The organism is Nocardia sp. CA-129566 (assembly GCF_050956075.1).
Lineage (GTDB): Bacteria > Actinomycetota > Actinomycetes > Mycobacteriales > Mycobacteriaceae > Nocardia.
In genome coordinates this window covers 5,665,289-5,691,014 of sequence record NZ_CP192085.1, presented here as the reverse complement: position 1 = coordinate 5,691,014, position 25,726 = coordinate 5,665,289, and the positions used below count along the sequence as shown (strand labels likewise).

At 66.9% G+C, this 25,726-nt stretch carries 20 protein-coding genes; 14 read left to right on the top strand and 6 right to left on the bottom strand.

Annotated features, from left to right (window positions below):
• The first annotated feature begins 81 nt into the window (after nt 1-81).
• Nucleotides 82-762 (top strand): O-methyltransferase, encoded by a 681-nt coding sequence (locus ACQP0C_RS24585; protein WP_433723494.1) that lies wholly within the window; start codon nt 82-84, stop codon nt 760-762.
• Here the strand turns inward: ACQP0C_RS24585 and ACQP0C_RS24580 are convergent.
• Entirely contained in the window at nt 759-1,328 is a 570-nt protein-coding gene (locus ACQP0C_RS24580; protein ID WP_433723492.1) for an exonuclease domain-containing protein, read from the bottom strand. The two genes, ACQP0C_RS24585 and ACQP0C_RS24580, sit on opposite strands and share 4 nt — an antisense overlap.
• Nucleotides 1,329-1,465: 137 nt before the next feature.
• Between ACQP0C_RS24580 and ACQP0C_RS24575 the strand changes: the two genes are divergently transcribed.
• The 4 genes from ACQP0C_RS24575 to ACQP0C_RS24560 are packed head-to-tail and all read left to right on the top strand — an operon-like array spanning nt 1,466 to nt 4,438.
• A complete protein-coding gene (locus ACQP0C_RS24575; protein WP_433723490.1) occupies nt 1,466-2,020 on the top strand; it encodes a DUF3558 domain-containing protein in 555 nt (184 codons plus the stop codon).
• Nucleotides 2,021-2,034: 14 nt separating this feature from the next.
• Nucleotides 2,035-2,400 carry a hypothetical protein gene (locus ACQP0C_RS24570; RefSeq protein WP_433723488.1) on the top strand — a complete coding sequence of 122 codons (366 nt, stop codon included), beginning with the start codon at nt 2,035-2,037 and terminating at the stop codon, nt 2,398-2,400.
• Between the two features lie 20 nt (nt 2,401-2,420).
• Complete coding sequence (locus tag ACQP0C_RS24565) at nt 2,421-3,668, top strand: hypothetical protein (RefSeq protein WP_433723486.1); 1,248 nt, start codon at nt 2,421-2,423, stop codon at nt 3,666-3,668.
• Nucleotides 3,665-4,438 (top strand): ESX secretion-associated protein EspG, encoded by a 774-nt coding sequence (locus tag ACQP0C_RS24560; RefSeq protein ID WP_433723484.1) that lies wholly within the window; start codon nt 3,665-3,667, stop codon nt 4,436-4,438. Before ACQP0C_RS24565 ends, ACQP0C_RS24560 begins: the two co-directional genes overlap by 4 nt.
• Here the strand turns inward: ACQP0C_RS24560 and ACQP0C_RS24555 are convergent.
• Both ACQP0C_RS24555 and ACQP0C_RS24550 read right to left on the bottom strand, forming a co-directional pair.
• A complete protein-coding gene (locus ACQP0C_RS24555) occupies nt 4,429-5,409 on the bottom strand; it encodes a zinc-binding dehydrogenase (RefSeq protein ID WP_433723482.1) in 981 nt (326 codons plus the stop codon). The genes ACQP0C_RS24560 and ACQP0C_RS24555 overlap by 10 nt on opposite strands.
• Before the next feature lie 57 nt (nt 5,410-5,466).
• Nucleotides 5,467-6,138, bottom strand: coding sequence for a TetR/AcrR family transcriptional regulator (locus ACQP0C_RS24550; protein WP_433723480.1), 672 nt, complete (start codon nt 6,136-6,138; stop codon nt 5,467-5,469).
• An 89-nt stretch (nt 6,139-6,227) separates the two neighbouring features.
• Between ACQP0C_RS24550 and ACQP0C_RS24545 the strand changes: the two genes are divergently transcribed.
• Both ACQP0C_RS24545 and ACQP0C_RS24540 read left to right on the top strand, forming a co-directional pair.
• Entirely contained in the window at nt 6,228-7,694 is a 1,467-nt protein-coding gene (locus tag ACQP0C_RS24545) for an MFS transporter (protein ID WP_433723478.1), read from the top strand.
• A gap of 80 nt (nt 7,695-7,774) precedes the next feature.
• Nucleotides 7,775-8,644 (top strand): SDR family NAD(P)-dependent oxidoreductase, encoded by an 870-nt coding sequence (locus ACQP0C_RS24540; protein WP_433723476.1) that lies wholly within the window; start codon nt 7,775-7,777, stop codon nt 8,642-8,644.
• Between the two features lie 9 nt (nt 8,645-8,653).
• On the opposite strand, the gene ACQP0C_RS24535 is transcribed toward ACQP0C_RS24540, so the two are convergent.
• A complete protein-coding gene (locus ACQP0C_RS24535; RefSeq protein ID WP_433723474.1) occupies nt 8,654-9,760 on the bottom strand; it encodes a 4Fe-4S binding protein in 1,107 nt (368 codons plus the stop codon).
• A gap of 256 nt (nt 9,761-10,016) precedes the next feature.
• On the opposite strand from ACQP0C_RS24535, the gene ACQP0C_RS24530 reads away from it, so the two are divergent.
• Genes ACQP0C_RS24530 through ACQP0C_RS24520 form a run of 3 tightly spaced genes read left to right on the top strand, consistent with a single transcriptional unit; the run spans nt 10,017 to nt 12,064 of the window.
• The gene (locus tag ACQP0C_RS24530; protein WP_433723472.1) at nt 10,017-10,667 is read left to right on the top strand and encodes an urease accessory protein UreF; all 651 of its coding nucleotides are present in this window, start codon (nt 10,017-10,019) and stop codon (nt 10,665-10,667) included.
• 40 nt (nt 10,668-10,707) lie between these two features.
• Entirely contained in the window at nt 10,708-11,424 is a 717-nt protein-coding gene (gene ureG / locus ACQP0C_RS24525; protein WP_433678483.1) for an urease accessory protein UreG, read from the top strand.
• The gene (locus ACQP0C_RS24520; RefSeq protein ID WP_433723470.1) at nt 11,414-12,064 is read left to right on the top strand and encodes an urease accessory protein UreD; all 651 of its coding nucleotides are present in this window, start codon (nt 11,414-11,416) and stop codon (nt 12,062-12,064) included. Before ureG ends, ACQP0C_RS24520 begins: the two co-directional genes overlap by 11 nt.
• Before the next feature lie 251 nt (nt 12,065-12,315).
• Here ACQP0C_RS24520 and ACQP0C_RS24515 read toward each other — a convergent pair whose 3' ends face one another.
• On the bottom strand, nt 12,316-13,755 hold the full coding sequence (locus ACQP0C_RS24515; RefSeq protein ID WP_433723468.1) for an NAD(P)/FAD-dependent oxidoreductase: 1,440 nt from the start codon (nt 13,753-13,755) through the stop codon (nt 12,316-12,318).
• 144 nt (nt 13,756-13,899) lie between these two features.
• On the opposite strand from ACQP0C_RS24515, the gene ACQP0C_RS24510 reads away from it, so the two are divergent.
• Nucleotides 13,900-15,360, top strand: coding sequence for a cytochrome P450 (locus tag ACQP0C_RS24510; protein WP_433723466.1), 1,461 nt, complete (start codon nt 13,900-13,902; stop codon nt 15,358-15,360).
• On the opposite strand, the gene ACQP0C_RS24505 is transcribed toward ACQP0C_RS24510, so the two are convergent.
• Nucleotides 15,347-16,063 carry a tat pathway signal sequence gene (locus tag ACQP0C_RS24505; protein WP_433723464.1) on the bottom strand — a complete coding sequence of 239 codons (717 nt, stop codon included), beginning with the start codon at nt 16,061-16,063 and terminating at the stop codon, nt 15,347-15,349. The genes ACQP0C_RS24510 and ACQP0C_RS24505 overlap by 14 nt on opposite strands.
• A gap of 704 nt (nt 16,064-16,767) precedes the next feature.
• Here ACQP0C_RS24505 and recC point away from each other — a divergent pair.
• From recC to recD, 3 genes are all read left to right on the top strand, one after another.
• Nucleotides 16,768-20,280, top strand: a complete 3,513-nt coding sequence (gene recC, locus ACQP0C_RS24500; protein WP_433723462.1) for an exodeoxyribonuclease V subunit gamma — start codon at nt 16,768-16,770, stop codon at nt 20,278-20,280.
• 187 nt (nt 20,281-20,467) lie between these two features.
• Complete coding sequence (locus ACQP0C_RS24495) at nt 20,468-23,815, top strand: UvrD-helicase domain-containing protein (protein WP_433723460.1); 3,348 nt, start codon at nt 20,468-20,470, stop codon at nt 23,813-23,815.
• Nucleotides 23,812-25,713 (top strand): exodeoxyribonuclease V subunit alpha, encoded by a 1,902-nt coding sequence (gene recD, locus ACQP0C_RS24490; RefSeq protein ID WP_433723458.1) that lies wholly within the window; start codon nt 23,812-23,814, stop codon nt 25,711-25,713. The genes ACQP0C_RS24495 and recD overlap by 4 nt, the downstream gene beginning before the upstream one ends.
• Nucleotides 25,714-25,726 lie beyond the last annotated feature (13 nt).

The following is a 25,726-nucleotide window of genomic DNA, read 5'->3' as shown; positions in this document are numbered from 1 at the left end:
AACCCGCCAGGATTGGCCGGATTGCGTGGTTGCTGGTGGCATTGCGGCGGGGATCGGTGTGGGCGGTGGCAGACTGCGGGTATGACGACCTTTGGATGGGCCGATGTGGACAGCTACCTGGTGGACACTCTGGTGGGAGAGGGGGATTCGACTGGGGCGGCATTGGCTGCGAACTCGGCGGCGGGGTTGCCCGCGATCGATGTATCTCCCGCGCAGGGGAAGTTCTTGCATCTGATCGCGCGGTCGGTCCAGGCGCGTCGGGTGCTCGAGATCGGGACGCTCGGCGGGTACAGCACGATCTGGCTGGCCCGCGCGGTGGGCAAGGAGGGGCAGGTGGTCACCCTGGAGTTCGAGCCGCGGCATGCGGCGGTGGCGCGGGAGAATCTGGATCGGGCCGGAGTCGGCGAACGGGTCGATATCCGGGTCGGCGCGGCCCTGGACAGCCTGCCAGTGCTGGCCGATGAGGATCCGGACCCGTTCGACCTGGTGTTCATCGATGCCGACAAGGTCAACAATTCGAACTATGTGCTCTGGGCGCTGCGCCTGACTCGTCCCGGATCGGTGATCATCGTCGACAATGTGGTGCGCAATGGCGCTGTCGCCGATGAGCATTCCGACGATCCGACGGTGCAGGCGAGCCGCGATCTGATCGATCTGCTGGCTGCCGAGCCGAGCCTCGATGCGACGGTGTTGCAGACGGTGGGCAGCAAGGGCTGGGACGGCTTCGCGTATGCGGTGGTCAATGGCGAGTCGGTCGACTAGCAGCTCGTTGGATGCCAGGCAGCGCGCTGCTCCAGGTCGAGGACCAAGGCGGCGATATTCCAGGCGTCGTCCTCGCCGCGATGATGCCGTCCCTCCAATGGGAGTCCTGCGATGCGCAGCGCGCCCGCCATGCCTTCGCGTCTGCGCAGGCCATAAGCTTCCGCGAAGACCAGTTTGGCGTTGGTGTGCACATGGCTGAACGGGTGTTCGACGCCGGTCGCCCGGCATTGGCCGAGGAACTGTTTACGGTCGTAATCGCCCCAGCTCGCCCAGGGGCGAACGCCCGCTTCATGTTCGGTGGCCAGTAGGCGGCAGGCTTCGGCGAAGGTGATGCCGGAATCGACCTCGGCCTGGGTGAGTCCGGTGAGCTCCGTGCAGAACGGGCTCACGGCGGAGCGCTCGGGACGAACGAGGATGCGGTGCTTGGCGATTCGCTCGCGCGCCGAAAGATCGACGACGGTCAGCCCGATCTCGATGATCTCGCTGACCGCGCCGGGCGGCGTGCTACCTGCCCAACAGGTCGCTTCGACATCGACGACGTTGAGCAGCGTGGTGGTGCTGTTCATTTGGGCGAGGGTACGGAGGTCCGTCCGCCGGGCTCAATCGAATTTCCCACGGTGGGGCGTGATTTGATGGAACCGAGCAGCGGCGGGGTGCGTCATAGACTTCGAGCGACGTGTGATGGCTGAAAAGGGAGGCCTTGGTGGGACGACGGGCAACGATGACCGTGGCGGCGTTGGCGGGGGTGCTGTTGATGGCATCGGGCTGTGAGTCGACCAAAGGGGGGACGGCGACGCCGAGTACCGGCGCGGCTGATACTTCGGCCGCGACCGCGGCGCTGTGGAATCCGTGCACGCAAATCCCGGATCAGACGCTTCAGAAGGCCGGGGTTGTCCCGTCGACGAAGAAGTCTGGGGTAGCGGGCGTCGAGGAACCGGGTTGGAAGATCTGCGCGTGGAACAGTGCGCCATCGCTGTGGGATTACACCGTCACCGTGTATTCCACCATCCACAACGTTGATGACTACAAAATGAAGAAAGAGAACATCGACTTCGTCGGGATCAAGGTGCAGGGGCGCGATGGCTTCCGCTTCCATACGACCAACGACAAGGACGATGAGGACTGCGACCTGATTTTCCCGGCCGCGCAAGGTGCGCTGCAGATCTCCGTATTCAAAGCGTCGGCGAACAAGCCGGTCGTGGCGTGCGACCGAGCAATGGCGGCGGCCGATACGCTCGTTCCGCTTTTCCCGCGCTGAATCAGGGGGTAACCATGTCCATTCAGGAAGAAAAATCGCGCTGGCAGTTCCTCTCCGGGGAGGCGGAAGCTGGTCGGCTATATCTGGACCCGTCCGTCGCCCAAAGCTGCCGAGACGCATGTAACCGCCAGATCGATCTCTACACCACGCTGCGCGACAATCTCAAGATTATGAGTCGTGTGACAGGTCTCGGCCGTTTCGATTGCTCCGACGCATTAGCCGGGATGCTGGGGCAGAAGGCGATGGGCGGCGACGGCGATGTCGACGCCGCGCTCAAAGAGCACATCGAAGTAGTGACCCTCATCCGCGACACCATCCAGAAATCCGTGGAAAAGCTCGAGGCGCACGACGAGTCCTACGCCAAGCTCTTCGAAAACTGAATGAAACCGGGGGAACAGTCATGGTATTTCCGATCGTGCCCGCGGCGATCGCGCTGTATGAATGGAGCAAATCCGGTCCGCCCAGTTCGTCCTCTCGGGACGAGAGTGCCGATGCCACGCAGGCGCGGAATCGTATCGCTGAAATTCAGAACGCCGGACTCGGTCTGGAGTCACAGTCATCGAAGGTTCCCGAGTCCGCCTACGTCAACCCGGACCAGCTGAAAAGCGATCTGTACGAGCGGGTTTCGGCGATGTCGGTCTCCGACGTCAAGGGTCTCGAGCAGCGCTGGAATGCCCTGAAGAACGCACTGGATGACGGGTTGAAGAACTTCAAGCCGGAGATCCTGAAGGCGATGGACGGCAAGTGGAATGGTGCGGCGGCGAAGTCGGCGTCGGACGGCATCAAAGAGTACGTCGACAAGTCGGCTGGTCTGGTCGGGTCGGTGCAGCTGGTCGCCGAGAAGGTGAAGATCGTCCGCTCCGGGATCGAGCTCACCACGGCCAACGTGCACAAAGCGCCCGGCCACACCATCACGAGCAATATCGCGGACTGGATCCCCGGTCCGACCTGGAACATCAATCAGCACCGGGACGAGCAATACCTGTCGGCCGCCGAGAACACCATCAAGAACGTCTTCTATCCTGCCGTGCGCGAGGCCGACACGGGCGTCCCACTGGTGCCCAAGCCGTACAACCCGGTCTACAAATCCGACGACGACACGAAGAAGCCGGGCACCGATCCGAGCGGTAAACAGCCGAGTACCAAGACGACGAATACTCCAACCAACACCCCGACGAACAACCCCACCAGCGATCCGACAACCGACCCGACGTCGACCAACCCGACCACCACTGACACGTCGAGCACCAACCCGACCTCGACCACCCCGACCACGCCCACCACCACCACCGACACCCCAACGGTTCCGACCTCGACGACTCCCACCGGCACGAGCCCGAGTCTCAGCACGGGCAGCGGCGGTACCTCCACGGGCACTCCGACGAGCACCCCGTCACCGGGCAAAACCCTCAACCTTCCGCTGGTCGTCACCACCTCCGGCACCACCGCGACGTCCAATTCCAGTGGCAGTACGGGTCGTTCGGGCATGTCCGGCATGGGTATGCCGGGCAGCCGTGGCGGCGGCAAGGACGACGAAAAAGAGTCGAAGTCAAAGGAATACCTGGTAAATCAGCAGAACGGTGAGGAGCTCACCGGTCTCGACGAGGCCCATCGGGTGAAGACGGTCCCGCCGGTGATCGGCGCATGACCGGGCGGGACTGGACATTCTCATCGCTCGGCTTCAAGGTGCTGTGGCGGGCCATGGAACGTGACGTGCTGCCGTATCCGCTGCAGTACCGCTCCACCGAGCGGACCCTCGCCGAATACGACCAGGCGTGGAAGGACGAGTCGGGCGCGCTGCACCGGCAGCTCGATAACTGGTTGCAGGCCGCCCTCGGTGTGCTCGCACAGCCCGAGGCGCGCATTCAGGTCGCCGGATTCCTGGGCAAGGTCAAGCTCCGGGTGCATGTGGCGGTGCAGGACCAGTACGCGGTATGGCTGCAGCAGGAGCCCACCGATGATCCGGATCGTGGTGGGCGGGTGCGTATGTCGATGATCGATGCTCTCACTGTCTCGCGTCGGGTCGCCGACCTGCTGCCGCCAGCGCGGCGGGGCAGCGGACCCGGATTGGAGGTTTCGCGCCGCGATCTCGAGGACGGCGTGGATGACGACCGCCCGTACTACGTCGGTTCGCGCTCACCGCGTCAGGAGGCCGCGCAGTTCTTCGAGCGGCCACGTCCCAATGTCGTGCATGTGGCGGTCTATGCGGGGCCCGCCTGGGACAACCGGCCCGCACCCTCGCGTGGCTTCCATGTCATGGACTATCCGGACGGCCGCTATCTGGTCCGCAGCGGCGGCACCGTCAGCGCGGTCCCAGCGGACGCACTGGTCATCACGGACAATCTCGACCGTGCCGTGCGCGCGACGATCGCGGGCTTCCGTGAGGAGAACGATCCGGGCTATCGCTCCTACGCCTGAAGTACCACCTTGCCGACGGTGCCGCGCGTCTCCAGCGCGCGGTGCGCGCCGACCGCATCGGACAGCTCGAAACGTTGGACGACGGGTCGCAGTCGACCGGCCGCGGCCTCGGCCATGGCCGTGTGCTCGAGCGGGCGCAGATCGCCGCCGACCCGCTGGAGCAGGCGCGGCCCGACGACCAGTTCGGAAGTGATGCCGCGCGCCGCCAACTCCTCCTTGGACAGCGATAGCGGCGCACCATTGGCCGCGCCGTAGACGAGGTGCTGTCCGCCCTTGCCGATTAGATCGATTGCGGCACGGCTGATTTCGCCGCCGACACCGTCGAACAGCACCGTGGCGCGCCGGTCGCCGAGTCGCGCGAGCACCTGAGCGGGCCAGTCGGGGAGTAGATAGTCGATCGCGACATCCGCGCCATTGCGTTGCACCAGTTCGACTTTCGCGGGACCACCGGCCAGGCCGACCACGGTGGCGCCGACGTTCTTCGCATGCTGAACCAGCAGGGTCCCGATGCCACCTGCTGCCGCGGTTACCACCACCACACTGTCGGGACCGAGTTCGGTGAACAACACGATCCCCATGGTCGTTCGCCCGGTGCCGATGATCGCGACCGCCTCGGCCGCATCGAGATCGGCCGGAATCTCGTGCAGCCGAGCGGTTTCCGTCACGGCCAACTCGGCATAGCCACCGGGGACCGCCCCGAGATGTGCGACCACCCGCTTGCCCAGCCAGGACGCATCGACATCCGGTCCGATCCGGTCGACGATTCCGGCGACCTCACGGCCCGGAATGGTCGGCAGCTGCGGCAGCGGGTACGGGCCGGGCTCGCCTCTGCGCAACGCGGTATCGATGACGTGCACGCCCGCCGCCGCGACCCGGATGAGCACCTGCCCCGGCGCGGGCACTGGATCGGGCACCGTCTCGTAGCGCAGATTCTCGGCGGGTCCGAAGGCGTGAAGACGGATGGCGTGCACGGTGACTCCTGTTCGTCGGCGATCGAGTCAACCGTGCAACCTGAAGTGCCGTTCAGGTCAAGAGGTCCGAACGCAGCGGGCCTCGAATCCGTCGCAGAGCGCGGACAATCCGAGATACAGCAGATCCTCCGAGGTCAGATTGCTCACACCGCTACCGTTCAGATCGGCGAGCGCGGGCGGAATCGGCAACTGTGATTTTCCTTCCAGCAATGCCCGCAGTCCGTTGTCCCCTTCCGGATTCATGCCCTTGCGTGCGACCAGCGCGCCACTGACATGCGGGAGCGTGGCCCCGGAGATGTAGTTCCACACCGCGAAGGCCATGGTGGCCGCCTCGCGGGTCGAGACATTCAACTCGCGCAGTCCCTCGACCAGCCACGCGAAGCAGGCCAGGCCCTGTGGACCGAAGCTGTAGCGGGGCATGGCGAAGGTGAGCAGCACCCACGGATGCTGTTGGTAGAGCGCCCAATCGATCTCGGCGGCAATGCGGACCCGGTCGCGCCAGGTCCAGTTCTTCCCCTCCGGCGAAGGGTACGGGTTGCGGGCCGATATCTCGTCGGTCATCAGGGCGAGCAGTTCGTCCTTGTTCGCGACGTGCCGGTACAGCGACATGGCGCCGACGCCCATCCGCTCGGCGATATGTCGCATGGACAACCCGTCGAGACCTTCCTCGTCGGCGAGGGTGATCGCGGTGTCGACAATGGCGGCTCGGGTGAGCTTCGGCTCGGTCATCCCATGACTCGCTTCCAGTTTTGGGGCCGCATGCGTACACTGTACCCGGACTGATGCGTACACCGTACGCGACACGGAGAGGATTCGGAATGACTCAGGTGGAGGCCGCGCGGGTGGCGACGGCGCCGACGGGTTCGCGGCGCGCTCGGCTGGGCCTCGCGGTGCTGCTGCTGCCGGTGCTGCTGGTATCGATGGATATCTCGGTGCTTTTCCTGGCCATGCCCACGCTCACCCTGGATCTCGATCCGTCGGCCGCGCAGCAGCTGTGGATTCTCGATATCTACGGCTTCCTCATCGCGGGCCTGCTCATCACCATGGGCAATCTCGGGGATCGGATCGGGCGGCGCAATATTCTGCTGGTCGGTGCCTCGGTATTCGGCATCGCCTCGGTCATCGCGGCCTTCGCGCCGAGTGCGGCGGTGCTGATCATCGCCAGGGCGCTGATGGGTATGGGCGGTGCGACCCTGCTGCCGTCGAGTCTCGCGCTGATCTCCAGCCTGTTTCCGAATGCCCGCGAACGCGCCGCCGCGATCGGGGTGTGGACCGCGTTCTTCGCGGGCGGATCCGCGGTGGGGCCGATACTCGGCGGGATGCTGCTGCACCACTTCTGGTGGGGCTCGGTATTTCTCATCAATATTCCGGTGCTGCTGATCCTGCTCGTCTTCGGTCCGTTCGTACTGCCCGAACATCGCGCGGGTGTGGTCGGACCGCTCGATATTCCGAGTGTGCTGCTGTCGATCGGCGGTATCCTTCCGGCGGTGTACGCGGTCAAACAGATCGCGGCCGAGGGATTCGATATCGCATCGATCGCTATCGGACTCATCGGTGTCGTAGTGCTCGCCGTCTTCGTGCGACGGCAGCGACAGCTGGCCCAACCGCTGCTGGATCTGCGGTTGTTCCGGCGGGTGCAGTTCACGGTCGCTATCGGATCGAGCCTGGTCGGCATGATGTCGCTGGCGGCGATGAGCTATCTCACCAGCGTCTATCTGCAATCGGTGACCGGACGCGAGCCGCTGGCGGCCGCGCTGCTCGGGATTCCGATGGCGATCGCGGTATTCGTCTGCTCCATGGGTGGTGCGCGGATCGGGCACGGGCTCGGGGTACGCCCCACCTTCGTGCTGGCGCTGCTGGCCGCCGCGGTGGGCAATGTGATGCTGATCGGTGTCGGCGTGGACGGCGGAATTGCCTGGTACCTGGCCGGATCCACGATCGCGGGAATCGGTTACGGCCTGGCGTTCACCCTGGTGTCGGATGTGGCGGTCTCCTCGGTGCCGCCGGAACGGGCCGGTTCCGCGGTCGGGATCTCCGAGACCAGTTTCGAACTGGGCAATGCGCTCGGCCTCGCGCTACTGGGTTCGATTGCGGCGCTGGTCTTCCGATCGGGCGGTGACTATGCGGACACCCTCGGCGAAACCATCCAGCACGCGGGCGGGAATACCGCGCTGATCGATTCCGCGCGCGAATCCTTCGTCTCCGGAATGCATATCGCGACCTCGGTCGGCGCCGTACTGTTGGTGGCGATGGCAGCGGTCGCGGCATTCGCGCCCCGGCGCTGAACGGCGCGCCTAACCGGGATCGGGCTCGATTCGCGATATACGGGAGGTGTCTGGGCCGGGTGGCGCATACAGTCGATAGCGTGAACGACACTCCCGCATCGAGCAACGGCCGCCCGCTCGCCGAGCGGGTGGCGGCGTGGCTGCTGTATCCGACCTCACGGCCGCGTCAGAAATCCCTGCGTGCGGCGGTCGCGGGCCGGATCGTGCTGGTGACCGGCGCCTCGCACGGCATCGGCAAGGCCAGTGCGCGCAAACTGGCCGCGGCCGGTGGGGTCGTGCTGCTGGTGGCGCGCTCGGTCGACGACCTCGAGCAGGTGGCGGCCGACATCACCGCCGAGGGCGGCACCGCATACGCGTACCCGACGGATATGACCGATATGGATGCCGTCGAAAAGCTCGGCCGTGACCTATTGGCCGAACACGGTCACATCGATGTGCTGATCAATAACGCGGGCAAGTCGATTCGCCGCTCGATCGACGATTCGTACGACCGATTCCACGATTTCACCCGCACCATCGACGTGAACTACCTCGGCCCGGTCCGCTTACTGCTCACCGTGCTGCCGAGCATGCGCGAACGCAAACAGGGACATATCGTCAACATCTCCACCTGGGGCGTGCTCATGCCGCCCGCCCCGCGGTGGGCCGCCTACGGTGCGTCGAAATCCGCCTTCGATGTCTGGTTGCGCAGCACCGCGGCCGAAATCGCCGCCGATAAGGTCACCACCACCTCCATCTACATGCCGCTCGTCCACACCAGGATGAGCGCACCGACCGACTTCAGTCGCGTTCCTGGACTGACCGTCGATGAAGCCTCCGATCTGGTCTGTCACGCGGTAACCGCGAAACCGCGCGAGATCGCCCCCTGGTGGTCGCATCGCATCCAAGCCTGGTCGGATCTGACCCGCGAAGGGGCGCAGCGCTTCATGGAGCGTTCCTTCCGACGGTAGCCATGCCGGTCAGTCGGCTCGGTTGCGCGGCCGGGGGCGCGGGCCGATCTGATCGAGCAGGTCGTTGACCTCGTCCGGGAAGCCGTTGGTCACGGCCTTCGGTGTCTTATTCGGGAACCGGCGCGCGACGTGCTCCTGTGCGGCCGATCCCGGCAGGACGTAGACCGGTTCGGGCTTGTTCTGCAGTGGGCGCACGACATCGTCGAGGTGGCCCTTGCGGTCGTCGAGGTAGGCGCCGATCACATCCTCACCCGCCGGACAGACGGCCATGCAGTAACCGGCCTTGTAATTGGGTTTGAACGACAGGCTCTGCCACATCGAGAACGATTCGCCGGTGCTGACGCGCTCGCGGTATTCGGCGGCGTTATCGCTGTCGGCGACGGTTTCGGCCCAGTCGGTGAAGCCGCCCATGAACTCGCGGTAGTTGTGGGTATAGCAGGCCTGGAAATCGAAGCCGCCGTCATTGGTGATCGCGCCCACCGGACATGCGGAAACGCAGAGCTTGCATTCCAGGCACGGGCTGAAATCCAGCGATGCGCTCGGTTCGTCGATCACCGCGTCGGTGACCACCGTGCCGAGCAGGATGAAGTTGCCGAACTTCGGGTGAATGACATTGCGGTGGATACCCATAACGCCCAATCCGGCCGCCTCGGCCACCACCTTGTGCGCGATCACCCAGATGCGCCCCGGAAACTTATCGACCTCCATCGGATATCCGGGGGCCGGATAGACGGCACGGTATCCGGCGTCCTGCAGCGCCCTGGTGATACGGCGCGACACCTCATTGGTTTCGTCGTCGGCGTGGTTGAACTCGGTATTGGCGAGGCTGCGCATGGTGCTGCGCAGGTTGTCCCGGTTCATCCGGACGCAGAAGGCCACAAAGGTCCGTGCGGAGGGCAGGATTTCGCGCGCATGCTCGAGCTCGACGGCCACGCGCGGGTCCTCGACCGGCACGAAGCCCACATCGTCGGCCCCGGCGTCCAGACAGAGTTCGCGCAGCCGCGAAACGCTCAGCACCGGATCAGGTTTCGTGTGCGCCCGTTCGGCCATTCGCTGGACGGTCGGGTGCTCCGCCAGCCGACGCTGCCCTGTTGGTTCCTGATTTACTTCCGACATCGGCCCTCCTCGTTGGCGCGAGACCGGCACGGCCTCAGGAAGATAGACCCCGCCGAAGGCCGAAACTCATCGCACACCGGGCGTGTCGTGGGAGATCGACGCTCGATTCGCGGTCGTTGTCCCTCGGGAGTGACGTGGCGCAGGCCGACATATCCGATACCGCACCGTGTCGATCTACACCCTGCCCCGATCCGAAGATCATGTGTGGCCCGGTCGGGGTGAGGGAGCCCGACCGTGTCACGCATAGGATCGACGGATGGACAGATCGGCAAGCAGTGGGTTGGCGACATTGTTCGCGCTGGCCGATTCGCGGCTGCCGATCGGGGGACATGTGCATTCCGGGGGTGTGGAGGAGGCGGTGGCGTCCGGGGTCGTGCGCGATGTCACGACGGTCGAATTGTATTTGCGGCGGCGGATCCGGACATCGGGGCTGGTCGCGGCGTCATTGGCGGCGGCGGTGTGCGCGGGGAAGTTGGATGCGGTGCGGGCGGAGGCGGAGGCGGATGCGCGGACTCCGGCTCCGGCCGCGCGGGCGGCGTCGCGGGCGCAGGGCCGTGGATTGCTGCGGTTGGCCAAACAGGTTTGGCCAGGACAAGATTGGGCGGTTCTCGGCATGCGGCCGCATCTGTCCACGGCGTTCGGCGTCGTCGGGCACATCTGCGGGGCGACTCCGGAGGACACCGCGGCCGTCGTCGTCTACACGACCATGACCGGAGCCGCGACGGCGGCGCAGCGGTTGCTCGCGCTGGATCCCGCGGCGGTGGCCGCATGCACGATCCGGCTCGGCGAACTCTGTGATCGCACCGCGGCCGAGGCGGCGACCGGAGTCGCCGCGCTGTCGGACCCGCTGCAGGACGTGCTCGCCCAGCGACACCTGGTGCGCGATATGCCCCTGTTCGCGTCCTAGGTGCGCGATCGGTAAGGATGAAGGCGGAAAGGAGCACGATATGCCACCCCACCTGATCGACGGCGAGCCGCATGATCACTCCCACGACCGCCCCAAGCGTGCCCGCACGCCCGGCGAGGCGCTGCGCATCGGCATCGGCGGACCGGTCGGTTCGGGCAAGACCGCCCTGGTGGCCGCTCTGTGCAGACAGCTGCGCGACGAACTCTCCCTCGCGGTGCTGACCAATGACATCTACACCACCGAGGACGCCGACTTCCTGCGCCGCAATGCGGTGCTGCCGGACGAGCGCATCACCGCCGTCCAGACCGGCGGCTGCCCGCACACCGCCATCCGCGACGACATCACCGCCAACCTCGACGCCATCGACGATCTGATCGCGGCCAATCCGCCGCTGGATCTGATCCTGGTGGAATCCGGCGGCGACAACCTCACCGCCACCTTCTCCTCCGGTCTGATCGATGTGCAGATCTTCGTCATCGATGTGGCGGGCGGCGATAAGGTGCCGCGCAAAGGCGGCCCCGGCGTGACCTTCTCGGATCTGCTGGTGATCAACAAGACCGATCTCGCCCCACTGGTCGGCGCCGACCTCGGTGTGATGGAGCGCGACGCCGCGCAGGTCCGCGAGGGTCGCCGGACCGCGATGATCTCGCTGACCGAGGATCCGGCCGCCACCGACGTGCTCGCCTGGGTGCGCGAGCAGCTGCGCGCGATCGCCGAGCAGGATGGTTCGGCCACCGAATCCGCTGTTGCGCACTGAGGTTCGCATTGTCGCGGCCGTCGGCACGCTGCCCGAGATCCACGCGAGCGGCGGGCTGGCGGTTCGGCGCACCGGTCCGGATACCGTCCATCTGATCGGTACCGCCGCGACCCCACTCGGTGGTGACGAGCTCGATATCGAGATCGTGGTCGCGGCGGGCGCGCGGTTGGTCGTGCGCTCGGTCGCGGCCACCATCGCACTGCCCAGCGCGGCAACGCCGCTGTCCTTGGCGCACTGGCGTTTCGACGTGGCGGGCGAACTGGATTTCGATCCGGAGCCGACGATTGTCGCGGGCGGTGCACACCATCACGCCGTTACCGAGGTGCGGTTGACTCCCGAGGCCCGGCTGCGGTTGCGCGAACGGGTGCAGATCGGCCGCACCGGTGAGCACGGCGGCGGCTGGCGTGGTGATCTCATCGCCGACGTCGGCGACCTGCCGCTGCTGCGGCACCGGCTGGAACTCGGCGCGGACGGCGCGACCGACGATAGCCTCAGCGCGCCAAGGGCATTGGACAGTGAACTCGTCTACCCCGACGACCGCCCCGCGGATACCACCGGTTTGGTTGCATCCCGCCTCCCGCTGGCCATCGGCGGGACCCTGTCCACCCGAACCGGCACGCTGCTCGGCCCGAACGGCTGACTTCCGATTTGCCGACCCGAAGATGTGTAGTCGGTCACAGCTTCGGGGCCGCTCGCAGCCCTACGGGTGTAGCGGCGGTTGGGGCGGGGGAATGAAAGGGTGGGAACCCGACAGCGTCGTCAGGTTCCCACCCCCAGTCCGGTGTTCGGTCAGCCGCCAACGGCCCGCGCGGGTGCGTTGAACGCGCCGACGGCCGCCCCGGTAACAGCCGCGGGGACCGTGATCACGCTCGCGCCGAGCGCGGGCGCGAATCAGCCGACCTTGCGGTTGGCCGCCTTATCGGTGAGCGCGGCCTTGCCGTTCTCCGCGGGCGGCGCACCGAGCGCGGCCGCGAGTTCGTCGGCCTCTTCTTGATCGGCCTGCACGGCCTCCACCGCGAGTCGGGCGAACACCCACTGCTCGGTGGCGGCCATCTGCCCGCGGCTGCGGCCGAGGAAGGTCACGAACCACTGGATGACGGTGATGATCCGGCTGCGGTAGCCGACCAGGTAGTACAGGTGCAGTGCCAGCCAGGCCAGCCAGGCGATGAACCCGCCGAACTCCAGCTTGCCGATCTGGCAGACGGCGCTGAATCGCGACACTGTCGCCATACTGCCCTTGTTGAAGTACTTGAACGGCTTACGATCCTGCGGCGCTTGGCCATTCAGCCCGGCCTTGATCTGCTTGGCCGCATAGGTCGCGCCCTGGATCGCGCCCTGCGCCTGACCGGGCACATTCGGTACCGACATCAGGTCGCCGACCACGAAGACATTCGGATGGCCCTTGACGGTGAGATCGGGTTCGACGATGACCCGACCGGCGCGGTCGACCTCGGTGCCGTCGGACTGCTCGGCGAGCATTTTGCCCAGCGGGCTGGCCTGCACACCGGCCGACCACACCTTGCACGAGGATTCGATGCGGCGGGTGGTGCCGTCGGCGTCCTTCACCGTGACACCGTGCGCGTCGACATTGGTGACCATGGCGTTGAGCTGGATCTCCACGCCCATCTTCTCTAGCCGCCGCTTCGCCTTACCGCCCAGCTTCGGGCCCATCGGGCCGAGTACCGCGCCCGCGCCCTCGACCAGGATCACCCGGGCATCGCGGGGATCGATGTTGTGGAAGGTGCCTTCCAGGGTGCGATCGGCGAGTTCGGCAATCTGGCCCGCCAATTCGACACCGGTGGGTCCGGCGCCGATCACCACGAAGGTGAGCAGCCGGTCCCGCAGTTCCTGTGTGACGGCCAGTTCGGCCCCTTCGAACGCGCCCAGGATGCGTGCGCGTAGCTCCAGCGCGTCATCGATGGTCTTCATGCCAGGGGCATAGGTGGCGAACTGGTCGTTACCGAAGTAGGACTGCTGCGCGCCGGTCGCCACGATCAGGCTGTCGAAATGGGTGACGGTGTTCTGGTTGAGCAGCTGCGAGGTGACGGTCTGCTGCGCGAGGTCGATATCGATGACATCGCCGAGCAAGACCTGCGCGTTCTTCTGCTTGCGCAGCACCAGCCGGGTCGCGGGCGCGATCTCGCCGACGGAGAGGATGCCGGTGGCCACCTGGTAGAGCAGGGGCTGGAACAGGTGGGTCGAGGTCTTCGAGATCAGGGTGATGTCGACGTCGGCCCGCCTGAGGTGCTTGGTTCCGAACAAGCCGCCGAAGCCCGACCCGATCACCACCACCCGGTGGCGATGGTTCTCCTCGACAGACTGAGTGCTCATCGTCGGTGCTCCTCAAACCTGGGGTGGCGGCCCCTCGAACGTTACTGACCCGACTTACGGTAGTCGGCGCTCTGCTGGCCGTCACGGCGAGATCCCGGTTGCTGATGTGCTGCGATGCTCCACTGCTGTCGAATACGATAGATCATGTCCGAGAATGTGTCGTTGATCGACGTTCCTGACGACCATGTGCTCGATCGACTATTGCGCCGGGTTCCCGAGCGTCGTCGTGTGCTGGCCACACCGCCACGGGGCAGTACCGCGACCGCTGTGAGCGGCGATGCCGGACTGCCGTATTTCGGGCGAGGTTTGCATTATCTGCGCTGGGGCCCGGCCGAAATGATGGATCGGTATCGCCGATACGGCCCGGTGTCACTCAATTCCTCGCTGGGAGTGGATCGGGTGCTGGTCTGTGGGCCGGAGGCGATAGATGAGGTGCTCGGCAAGCGCCGCCGTGACTTCGGTCAGGGGTGGGACTACTTCATCGGCTCGTTCTTCCGGCGCGGACTACTGCTGCTCGAATTCGACGAGCACATGTTCCATCGCCGGATCATGCAACAGGCCTTCACAAGGGAGCGGCTGGAGGCGCATCTGGCGACGTTGACGCCTGTCGCGCGGGCCGTCATCGGTCGGTGGGCGTCGGATCAGGGCCGAGCGGTCCGGCTCTATCCGACGATCAAGGAATTGACCCTGGAAATTGCGGGTGAGACCTTCATGGCCGTCGATGTCGGTGCGCAGCGGCGCAAACTGATCGACGCGTTCATCGATTGCACCCATGCCGGGCTCGCGATCATTCGACATCCCGTGCCCGGGGGCAATTGGCGCGCCGGGCTGCGGGGGCGGCAGGTGCTCGAGCAGTACTTCACCGAAATGCTGCCGCAGAAGCGCCGAACCGAGTCGGCGGATTTCTTCTCCGCACTCTGTCATGCGCGCACCGAGGACGGCGCCGAATTCAGCGACGCGGATGTGGTGAACCACATGATCTTCCTGATCATGGCCGCGCACGACACCACGACGACCACCGCCACCGCCGTCGCCTACTACCTGGGCAAACATCCCGAATGGCAGCGGCAGGTGCGGGCCGAGGTGCTGCGTGTCGATGCGGAAATCGGTAGTGCCGCGCCGACGATCGCCGATTTGGACCGCATGCACGACCTGGATCTGGTCATCAAGGAGAGTCTGCGGTTGATGCCGCCGGTCCCCGGACTGGTGCGGCGCGCGGTGCGCGACACCGAAATTCTCGGGCACTACATTCCGGCTGGCACGGCCGTCGATTGCGCATATCACATCAATCACTTCCTGCCGGAGCTGTGGACCCGGCCGGAAGTGTTCGATCCGGAACGCTTCGGCGAAGCGCGGCGCGAGGACAAATCGCATCGACTCGCCTGGGTGCCGTTCGGGGCGGGTGCGCACAAGTGCATCGGCATGCACTTCGGAACCTTGGAGGTAAAGACGATTATCGCGGCGCTGGTGCGCGATTATGAGTGGGAACTCCCGGAGGATTACCGAATGCCGTGGGGGTTCACGACAATTCCGTTCCCCCGGGATGGTGCGCCCGTGTTATTGCGTCCGCGAGCGGGTCGCTCGAATCAGCTCAGCGTCCGCTGAAAAGCAGTTCGGCGACCTTGGTATCGGTGGCGGCGCCCTCGGTGTAGCCGCCATCGCTGCCGAGCGAACTCATGATAGCCAGGGTGTAGCGCTCGCCGGGACCGGCGAAGCCGACCGAATTGACCACCCAGCCGCCCTGCTCCTCGGACCAGCCGTTCTTGAGGCCGGGCCGCATTGCCGCGCCCGCACCCCACAGGCCCCAGTGCTGATTGCTGTCTACCGCGCGCATGCGGTCGAGCAGGTAGTTCCGGTCATCGGGATGCATATGGTTGAAGACCGAATCCATCAGCCGATCCAGATCGGCGGGCGTGCACTTCTGGAACGACCAGTCCGGGAACAATGCGGTATTGGTCGGCTGCGGAACCAGCGTCACCATGCCATTGGCGCGAAAGGCATTGTTATAGGCCATCCGATCGATGCCCGCGTACTTGTTCCAGAGGATATCGGCGGCCTGGTCATTGGACGTGGCGAGCATTGATTCCATCAGCGCGCGATCGTCGGGACCGAGGCCGATCACGCCCGCCCGCGCGCGGTTGAGCAGGTCAACGGCGATGGCCAGTTTGATGGTGGAGGCGGTCCAGACCGAATTCTCCGCATTCTCGTTCGCGTACACCCCGCCGCTGACCCGATCACGGACGACATAACCCGTCACACCGGGCCGATTCTTCAAATACGCGTCGACAGCGGCGATTCGGCTGCTCATATCGCAATCGAAACCGGCTGTGCAGCCCTGCATATGCGCCGGAGGCGCGGCAAAGGCCGAGGGAATCAGCGCGGGGGTAGTGGGGACCAGGATCGCCGCAGCGGCGAGAACAGAGACGGAGGCGTGACGCACGAGGCAACACGATCGCACATCAGCGGGTTGTACGCACGTCTTGAGCTCTGCGCGACGCTGTGGTAGCACGCGTTGCGTGCTTGTACCGCAGCGTCTTTCGCCGGAGCGCCTCAGTGAAAGGCTGCGTGTAGTTCCTCGACGGTGCGGCCGTTGAGACGGTAGCAATGCGCGAAGGCCTCGCCATGTTGGTCGCGGGGCCAGGTGTGTAGCACAACGGCCCGGCCATATGAGCGCGAGTTGACCAGCTCCCATCTGTCACCGACGCGGCGGACCGTGAACCCGCCTCTCGGAACCAGGGGAATCACCATCGCCATCATTGAACGCGAACCAGCCTTTCGTGCAGCTATCCCGTTCCTCCCCGGTTGAGCACTGTTGCACATCGAGCGCATCGATCCGAGGTGACACGGCGAAGTAAATCGTTCGCGTGTGGCTTATTTCACTCTCGCGGGAGTGGGGCCGGAAGGTTGCGTGCTGGTCGCTGGGCGTATAAACGTGCGGGAGCGCCGAGGCGTACGGATAGGCGACTTGACGCGCAGCGCGGACATACCGGACCGACCGACGAGAGGGCGCACATGCCGCTGCACATTCATCGTGCCGAGCGCGCCGACGCGTTGGCGCAGGCACTGGCCGAGTTGCTTGCCGAACCGTTGCCGGACGCCTTCGCGCCCGAGGTGGTCGCGGTGCCCGCAAAGGGTGTCGAACGCTGGCTGACGCAACGGCTGTCGACCGTGCTCGGTGTGTCGGGGCGTTCGGATGGTGTCGCCGCGAATATCGAATTCCCCTCTCCCGGTGCATTGGTCGCCGAGGTGCTGGCGGTGGTGAGTGAGGTGGCGCCCGAGGCGGATCCATGGGCGTCGGAGCAGGTCGTGTGGACATTGCTGCAGGTGATCGACGCGTCGCTGGCCGAACCGTGGAGTGCGGTGCTCGCGCGGCATCTGGGGGCAGGGGAGCCGGGTGGCCATCGCGTCGGGCGTCGATACGCGACCGCCGCGCATCTGGCGACGCTGTTCGACAGCTATGCGGCGCAGCGGCCTGAACTGATCAAGGAGTGGGCGAGCGGTACGGACACCGATGGGGCCGGGCGGGCGGTACCGGATGATCTGCTGTGGCAACCCGAATTGTGGCGGCGGTTGCGGGCCGAGGTGGGGGTGCCGAGTCCGGCCGAGCGGTTGGACGCAGCCTGTGCGCGGTTGCGGAGCGAGCCGGATCTGGTGGATCTGCCCGGGCGTTTGTCGTTGTTCGGGGTGACGCGGTTGCCGACCGATCAGCTCGCGGTGCTCTCGGCACTGGGGGAGTCGCGGGATGTGCATCTGTGGCTCGCGCATCCGAGTCCGGTGATGTGGACGCAGTTGTCCGCCCGGCCCCCTGTGGTCGCGCGGGCCGATGACGCCAGTGCGACGGCGGTGCGACATCCGCTGCTCGCGGGGCTCGGCCGGGATGTGCGGGAGTTGCAGCAGCGGTTGGTCGGCCCCGGAATCGCGGACCGGCATCACCTGGGCGCCGGTTCGGTTGCCGCCGAACCGGATGATGCTGCGGTGGGCCAGCTTTCGATCGGCCTGGAGATCGGCGAATCGGAGCGACCCGGGGCCGGTCGGTCGATCGAGGGCGGCCCCGAGGGCGCCGTGTCCAGCGGGGCTTCGACGGGGGATCGTCAGTCAAGTGGAACACTGTTGCACGCCCTGCAATCCGGGATTCGCGACGACGCGTGGCCGCCGACACCTGCGACCTTCGACGACGCGACCGTCCAGGTGCACTCGTGCCATGGACCGGCGCGGCAGGTGGAGGTATTGCGCGAGTGCCTGCTCGGGCTGTTCGCGGCCGATCACACGCTGGAACCGCGGGATGTGTTGATCATGTGTCCGGAGGTCGAGGCGTACGCGCCACTGGTGCGGGCGGCGTTCGGGCAGAAGCCGGTGGGATCGGTTGAGTCGGTGGGAGATTCGGCGCATCCGGCGCATCCGGCGCATCCGGCGCATCCGGCGCATCCGGCGCATTTGCTGCGGGTGCGGCTCGCCGATCGGGGGCGCGGGGTGACCAATCCGATGCTCGCGGTGATCGCGGTGCTGCTCGAGCTCGCCGACGGGCGGGTGACGGTGACCCAGGTGCTGGATCTGGCGGCGTCGGAAACCGTACGGCGCCGTTGCGGTTTCGATGATGACGATATCGAGCGGCTGCGTGAATGGGCCGCCGAATCCGGTGCGCGCTGGGGGATCGGGCAGCGGCAGCGGCAGGCGTTCGGGCTGGCCGACTTCGCGCAGAACACGCTGAACAGTGCGGTGGATCGGATCCTGCTCGGGGTGACCGCCGACGAATCCTCCGACGACTGGCTGGATCTCGCGCTGCCGCTGGACGATGTGGACAGCAATGACGTCGATCTCGCCGGTCGGTTCGCGGAATTCATCGATCGGCTCGCGGTGTGCCTGCGGGACCTGCGTGGGCCGCGTCCGGCCGACGAATGGGCGCAGGTCCTCGGCCGCTGTCTCGCTCTGCTCACCGATGTGCCCGACAGTCAGGCGTGGGTGCGCACCGAGGCCCGCCGTGAACTGGCCGCGGCCACCGACCATGCGGGCGATGTGGCGCTGCGGCTGGCCGATATCGGTGTGCTGCTGTCGAGCCGACTCGCGGCGCGGCCGACCAGAGCCAATTTCCGTACCGGTGAGCTGACCGTGTGCACGATGGTGCCGATGCGTTCGGTGCCACATCGGGTGGTGGTGCTGCTCGGGCTCGACGACGAGGTCTTCCCGCGCACCAGCGGCGTCGACGGTGATGACGTGCTCGCCCGCAATCCGCTACTCGGCGAACGGGATGCGCGCAGCGAGGACCGTCAGCTGCTGCTGGACGCCGTGCTCGCGGCCACCGAGCAGTTGCTGATCTTCCACACCGGTGCCGACCCGGTGACCGGCGCGCACCGCCCGCCCGCGATCCCGGTCGCCGAACTGCTCGACGCGCTGCGTGCGCATGTCGGCGCGGACGGAATGGACGCGGTGCTAACCCGACATCCATTGCAGGGCTTCGACCGTCGCAATTTCCGCGCCGAGCGCCCGTTCAGCTTCGACACCGTCGCACTCGCCGGAGCCGAGGCGGCCGGGCAGCCCGCGCAGCCGCGGCCCGCATTCCTGCCCGAGCCGCTGCCCGCACCCGAACTCACCGATGTCGCACTGGCCGATCTGATTTCGTTCGTCGAGCATCCGGTGCGCGCGTTCCTGTGGCAGCGCCTGGGGCTGCGCGTGCCCGAACACGAAGAGGACATCGCCGAGCGGCTGCCCATCGAACTCGACGGCCTCGCGAAATGGGAACTCGGCGAACGACTGCTGGCCGCGCGGCTCACCGGTGCGGACCCATCGACCCTGCGTGCCGCGGAATGGCGGCGCGGAACATTGCCGCCGTTCGGATTCGGCGGCGCGGTCCTCGACGAGGTGGAATCCACCGTCGACAAGTTGGTCCGCGCGGCCCTGCCGGAGTACGAGGGCGCACCGCGTGCGGTGGATGTCGCGGTGGATCTGGGCAACGGCCGCCGACTCACCGGCACGGTGCCCGAGGTGCGCGGAGAATCGCTGGTGCGCACCACATTCTCCCGGCTGGCTCCGAAACACCGCATCGCCGCGTGGGTTTCGCTGCTCGCCCTGGCCGTCACCGAGGACCGCAGTTGGCGCGCCGTCACCACCGGCCGTGGTCAATTCGGTCGTCCCGCTTGGCGTTGCGAGCTGACCGCACCGGAACCGCCTGCCGCACTGGCGATCCTGCGTGAGCTGGTCCGATTGCGCGATACCGGCCTGACCGAACCGCTGCCGATCGCGCCCTCCGCGACCGCCGTCTACGCCGAACGCCGCTTCCGCGGCTCGACCGCCGAGGAGGCGATTGCCGCAGCCGAGCGCGAGTTCAACGGCGGTCCCAATGGCCCCGGTTCCTTCGGCGATCACACCGACCGCCACCTTCGCTACATCTGGGGCCGAGCCCCGCGCCTCGAACACCTCATGGCAACCCCCGCTGCCGCGGGTGAACCCGGCGAGACCACCCGCTTCGGCTCGTTGGCCCGCCGGATGTGGGCACCGCTGCTCGCGGCCGAGAGCCAGGGACAGCCGTGAGTGGTATCGCATGGATTCGCCGTACGCCTCGTCCGCAATCACGGCTTCGTTGTCCGGCGCGCCTACCGCATGATGGCCGGTTTCGGGTGGACGGTGGAGCAGTAAACCGGCGTCGGAAGTGGATGGTGTGCATGAGCATTGCGAGCGCCGCATGCCCCGCTTCGCGATCGGTGAAAGCCGGTGGGGCATGACCATCGAGGACACCGCGTTCGCCGCGCCGCCATTGGCTACCGATCGATTCGATCCGAACGGGCCGTTGCCGACGGGGACGACCGTACTCGAGGCGAGTGCGGGGACAGGTAAGACACATGCGATCGTCGGATTGGCGGTGCGGTATGTGGCCGAGATCGGGATCGATATTTCGCAGCTGTTGCTGGTGACGTTCAGTCGGGCGGCGACGCAGGAGTTGCGGGAGCGGACGCGGGATCGGTTCGTCGCGGTGGCGGCGGCATTGGCCGATCCGGAGGCCGCTCGGGCGCATGGCGATGAGTTGATTCGGCTTGTCGCACAGGTGGATTCGGATGAGGTGCGGCGGCGCAGGCGGCGATTGCTCACGGCGCTTTCGGATTTCGATGCGGGGACCATCGCGACCACGCACAGTTTCTGCCAGCGCATGCTCGACGAGCTCGGGTTGGCGGGGGAGCACGATCCCGGTTCCCGGCTGGTCGAGACGATCGATGAGCTGATCGGGACGGTCGCCGATGACCTCTACCTGAACCGGTATGCCCGCGCCGAGCCGCCGTTTTCGTTGAAGGAGGCGCATACGCTGGCGCTGGCGGCGGTGCAGGATCGGCATGCGGTGCTGGTGCCGAAGGGCGAGGGACCGGCGGGGGAGCGCGTCGCCTTCGCCGCCGCTGTGCGCGCGGAGACCGAGCGCCGCAAGCGCCTGGCCGGATTGCGCGATTTCGACGATCTGCTGGTGCTGTTGCACGATGTGCTCGCCGATCCGGTACACGGCCCGCGGGCCTGCCGTCGCATCCGTGACCGGTATCGGGTCGCCCTGGTCGACGAATTCCAGGACACCGATCCGCTGCAGTGGGACATCCTGCGGCTGGCCTTCCACCGACATTCGACCCTGGTCCTCGTCGGCGACCCGAAGCAGGCCATCTACGCCTTCCGCGGCGCGGAGGTGCTGAGCTATCTCGACGCCGTCGCGCACGCCGACACCCGCAAGGAGCTCACCGACAACTGGCGCAGCGATGCGGGACTGCTCGCCGCACTGGATCACCTGCAGGGCGGTGCGGCATTGGGGCACAAGGAGATCACCGTCTACCCGGTCGCGGCCACCCGTGGCTGGTCGCGACTGTCCGGCCCGGCGGAACTGACGACGCCGCTGCGGATGCGGTGTCTGTCGCGCACCGGGGCCGGACCCCTGAACAAATCGGGATTCCCGGCGGTCGGGCGCATGCGCGCGAAGGTCGCCGACGACCTCGCCGCGGATATCGTGCGGCTGCTGGAATCCGGTGCGCTGTTCGAGGCGAAGGCCGGACCCAGACCGATCGGGCCCGGTGATATCGCGGTGCTGGTGCGGACGCGATCCCAAATCGATGTGGTGCGTACGGCTTTGGACCGGGTCGGCGTCGCCTCCGTCCTCGCCGGTGGCACCAGCGTTTTCGGCACCGGCAGCGCGACGGACTGGCTGTGGCTCTTACGAGCCCTGGAACAGCCGCATCGCTCCGACCGCGTGCGATTGGCCGCCTGCACGCCGCTGCTCGGCTGCACGGCCGCCGACATCGATAGCGGCGGTGCCGATCTGGTCGGCCGCATCAGCGCCCAACTGCGCGAGGCGGCCCGGCTGTTCGCCCGCGCGGGATTCGCCGCCGTCTTCGAAAAGATCTCCGCCGAAGCGAATCTGGCGCAGCGGCTGCTCTCGATCGAGAACGGCGAACGGGAGCTGACCGATCTTCGGCATATCGCCCAACTGCTGGACCAGGTCGCGCTGACCGAGGGGCTCGGCCTCACCGCGCTGACCCGCTGGCTCGCCGACCGGGTGCGCGATCCGGCCTCGGGATCGGTCGCCGACCGCAGCCGTCGCCTCGACCGCGATGCCGCGGCCGTGCAGATCGCCACTGTACACGCCAGCAAGGGCCTCGAATTCCCCATCGTCTACCTGCCTTTCGCCTGGGACAACGCGAAGAATCCGTATCCGCAGACCCTGCTGTTCCACACCGACGACGGCGCCCGCGTCCTCGATGTCGGCGGCCAGGACGCCTCCGGCTACGGCGAGCGCAAGCTGCGCAGCGAAACCGAGGAGGCGGGTGAGGAACTGCGTTTGCTCTACGTCGCGCTCACTCGCGCGATGTGTCAGATCGTCGCCTGGTGGGCACCGGCGATCACCACCGCCAACGCACCCCTGCACCGGATGGTCCTCGGCCGCCCGGACGGCGGCGATCTGGTGCCGAGTAAGGCGGCGGTGCCCGCGGATTCCGTTGCGGTATCCATGCTTTCGGCGTGGGCCGCGGGTGCGCCGGAAGCGATTTCCGTGGCGGGCGTCGAGGGCGACGATGCAATCGAGATCCGCCGGGTGCGCACCGAACTGCCGACCGGTGCCCTCGCCGCGGCCGAGTTCGCCCGCACCATGGACCTGCAGTGGCGTCGCACCTCCTATTCGGCCTTGACCGCGGGCGCTCATGACATGGCGATCCCGGAGGCCGAACCCGAGGATGAACGTGGCCCGTCCGATGAGCCCGGCACACCGGTGCCGGTCGACGCCGAACTCGCGATCACGGATGCGGCCCCGTCACTGATGAACGCCCTGCCCTACGGCGCCGAATTCGGCACCCTGGTACACGGCGTGCTCGAGCGAATCGACACGGACGCACCGGATCTCGCCACCGAAGTGCACACCCGCTGCCGGGAGGCGACCGAGGAGCTGATGGCCGAGGCCGATCCGATGGTCCTCGGCAATGCCCTGCTCGCTGTTCTGCACACGCCACTCGGATTCGGTTGTCTCGCCGACATTTCCGGCCGGAACAAGCTCAATGAACTCGACTTCGAACTCCCGCTGGCGGGGGGCGACGTTCCGGGCGCGCACGCGGTCACCCTGCGCCGCATCGCCGAACTCCTGCGCGCCCATCTCCCCGCCGACGATTCCCTGTCCGGCTACGCCGACCAACTCGCGGCACTGGACGACGCCCCACTGCGCGGCTATCTGACCGGCAGCATCGATGCCGTCCTGCGTGTCACCGAAAAGCCCGGCGCCGAACCACGATTCGTCATCGTCGACTACAAGACCAACCGTCTCGGCACTGGCGACCTCACCGTCGAGCACTACACCCACGACCGCATGGCCGCCGAAATGCTGCGCTCCCACTACCCCCTCCAAGCACTCCTCTACGCGGTGGCCCTGCACCGCTACCTGCGCTGGCGGCTGCCCACTTACGAACCCGCGCGGCACCTCGGCGGCGCCCGCTACCTCTTCGTTCGCGGCATGATCGGTCTCGAAACCCCGTCGGGGCGTGGTGTTTTCGAATGGAACCCGCCCGCCGCGCTGATCGTGGCATTGTCCGACCTGCTCGCCGGGGAGGCGCGATGACCTCGATTCAGTTGGCCCAGCGGGGGACCGGTCTGTTGCGCATGTTCAACGAGGCCGGTGTGTTGTCCGCGGCCGACGTACACGTCGCACTGCGATTGGGGCGCATGGGGCGGGAAGCCTCGGAACAGGTGCTGTTCGCGGCGGCACTCGCGGTGCGGGCGGTGCGCTCCGGTTCGGTGTGCCTGGAACTGCACCGCATGCGCGAGATCGGCGTCGATGCCGATGAAACCTGGGACGCCGGTACGGGTATCGACCCGGCGACGCTGCCATGGCCCGATATCGACGCCGTCGTCGCGGCACTGCAAGTGAGTCCACTGGTCTGTGGCGGCCCGGCCGGTCCCTTGCAGCCATTACGTCTGGTCGATGCGCAGGCCGGCCGGGACGCGGGTCCATTGCTCTATCTGGACCGGTACTACCAGCAGGAACAGATGATCCGCAGGGTGCTCACCGCACGTTCCGGACACCACCCGAAGGTAGCTCCCGCCATCGTGCGCCGCGAACTCGATCGCCTTTTCGACACCCCGGTCGGCGCGGCCCCGGACCGCCAGCGCATCGCCGCGGCACTCGCCGCCACGCATTGGACCACCGTGGTGGCGGGCGGCCCCGGTACCGGCAAAACCCACACCATCGCCCGCATCCTGGCCCTGCTCGACGCGCACCAAAAGGCGCATCCGAAGCTGCCCGCCCTGCGCATCGCCATGGCCGCGCCCACCGGTAAAGCGGCCGCCCGGCTGCAGGAGGCGGTGCGCGAACAGGCCGAAGCCCTCGGGCTGCCCGAGCTGACCGCGGCTACCCTGCACCGGCTCCTCGGCTGGCAGCGCGGTCGCGCGACCCGGTTCCGGTATCACGAATTCAACCGGCTGCCCTATGACGTGATCGTCGTCGACGAAACCTCCATGGTGTCGCTGACCATGATGAGCAGCCTGCTGGCCGCGCTGCGCCCGGACACCCGGCTGGTCCTGGTCGGTGACCCGGATCAGCTCGCCTCGGTCGATGCGGGCGCGGTGCTCGCCGACCTGGTCGCGGGTCCCGTTGTCGGTGCGGCGAATCCGATCCTCGAACAGGTCCTCGGTACGGAATCGATTGCGGCCGAGGATAATCCGGAAGCACTCACCAGACTCGAACGGGCGCGTCTGGGCGGCGGTATCGTCCGATTGACCCGCGGTCGCCGCTTCGGCGGCAAGATCGCCGAACTCGCCGTGGCGGTTCGTGCGGGCGACGCCGATACCGCGCTGGAGCTGCTGCGCGCGGGCGGCGAAGAACTGTCGCTGTGTACCCCGGACGACGTCGCGCCGGTCCGTGCCGATGTCGTGCGCGCCGCCCGTGAGGTAACCGCGGCCGCCCTCGACGGCGACGCCGCGGCCGCGCTGACCGCCCTGGAATCCCATCGCCTCCTGTGCGCCCACCGCCAGGGCCCTTTCGGTGTCGAACGCTGGGACCGCATGGCCGCCGAATGGGCGGCCGCCGGTGGTGCGGGACCGGACTCGCACCAGGCCGCGTGGTATCCGGGCCAACCCCTGTTGGTCACCGCCAATGACCACGAGGCCCGCATCTACAACGGTGACACCGGCGTGATCGTGCGCATGCCCGACGGCTCCCTGCGTGCGGCGCTGCAGCGCGGCAGCGAACCATATCTGGTGCACCCCACCCAATTTCCGGCCGTGGTCACGGTCTTCGCCATGACCATTCACCGCAGTCAGGGCAGCCAGTACGACACCGTGTCCGTCGTGCTGCCCGAACCCGAGTCCACCCTGCTCACCAGGGAACTGCTGTACACGGCCATCACCCGTGCCCGCCGCCACGTGCGCATCATCGGTACCGATGACTCGATCCGCGCCGCTATCGACCGCCGTGTCCTGCGCGCCAGCGGTCTATCGCGAATCGCGGAGCAGCAGTGATCTCCCGCGCGCG

Bases quoted from the DNA above. Each gene is read 5' to 3' on its own strand.
- ureG (WP_433678483.1), top strand. From the start codon at position 10,708: ATGCCACCCCACCTGATCGACGGCGAGCCGCATGATCACTCCCACGAC.
- ACQP0C_RS24585 (WP_433723494.1), top strand. From the start codon at position 82: ATGACGACCTTTGGATGGGCCGATGTGGACAGCTACCTGGTGGACACT.
- ACQP0C_RS24530 (WP_433723472.1), top strand. From the start codon at position 10,017: ATGGACAGATCGGCAAGCAGTGGGTTGGCGACATTGTTCGCGCTGGCC.
- recC (WP_433723462.1), top strand. From the start codon at position 16,768: ATGCCGCTGCACATTCATCGTGCCGAGCGCGCCGACGCGTTGGCGCAG.
- ACQP0C_RS24510 (WP_433723466.1), top strand. From the start codon at position 13,900: ATGTCCGAGAATGTGTCGTTGATCGACGTTCCTGACGACCATGTGCTC.
- recD (WP_433723458.1), top strand. From the start codon at position 23,812: ATGACCTCGATTCAGTTGGCCCAGCGGGGGACCGGTCTGTTGCGCATG.
- ACQP0C_RS24515 (WP_433723468.1), bottom strand. From the start codon at position 13,755: ATGAGCACTCAGTCTGTCGAGGAGAACCATCGCCACCGGGTGGTGGTG.
- ACQP0C_RS24565 (WP_433723486.1), top strand. From the start codon at position 2,421: ATGGTATTTCCGATCGTGCCCGCGGCGATCGCGCTGTATGAATGGAGC.
- ACQP0C_RS24570 (WP_433723488.1), top strand. From the start codon at position 2,035: ATGTCCATTCAGGAAGAAAAATCGCGCTGGCAGTTCCTCTCCGGGGAG.
- ACQP0C_RS24505 (WP_433723464.1), bottom strand. From the start codon at position 16,063: ATGAGCAGCCGAATCGCCGCTGTCGACGCGTATTTGAAGAATCGGCCC.
- ACQP0C_RS24495 (WP_433723460.1), top strand. From the start codon at position 20,468: ATGACCATCGAGGACACCGCGTTCGCCGCGCCGCCATTGGCTACCGAT.
- ACQP0C_RS24545 (WP_433723478.1), top strand. From the start codon at position 6,228: ATGACTCAGGTGGAGGCCGCGCGGGTGGCGACGGCGCCGACGGGTTCG.
- ACQP0C_RS24560 (WP_433723484.1), top strand. From the start codon at position 3,665: ATGACCGGGCGGGACTGGACATTCTCATCGCTCGGCTTCAAGGTGCTG.
- ACQP0C_RS24550 (WP_433723480.1), bottom strand. From the start codon at position 6,138: ATGACCGAGCCGAAGCTCACCCGAGCCGCCATTGTCGACACCGCGATC.
- ACQP0C_RS24535 (WP_433723474.1), bottom strand. From the start codon at position 9,760: ATGTCGGAAGTAAATCAGGAACCAACAGGGCAGCGTCGGCTGGCGGAG.
- ACQP0C_RS24580 (WP_433723492.1), bottom strand. From the start codon at position 1,328: ATGAACAGCACCACCACGCTGCTCAACGTCGTCGATGTCGAAGCGACC.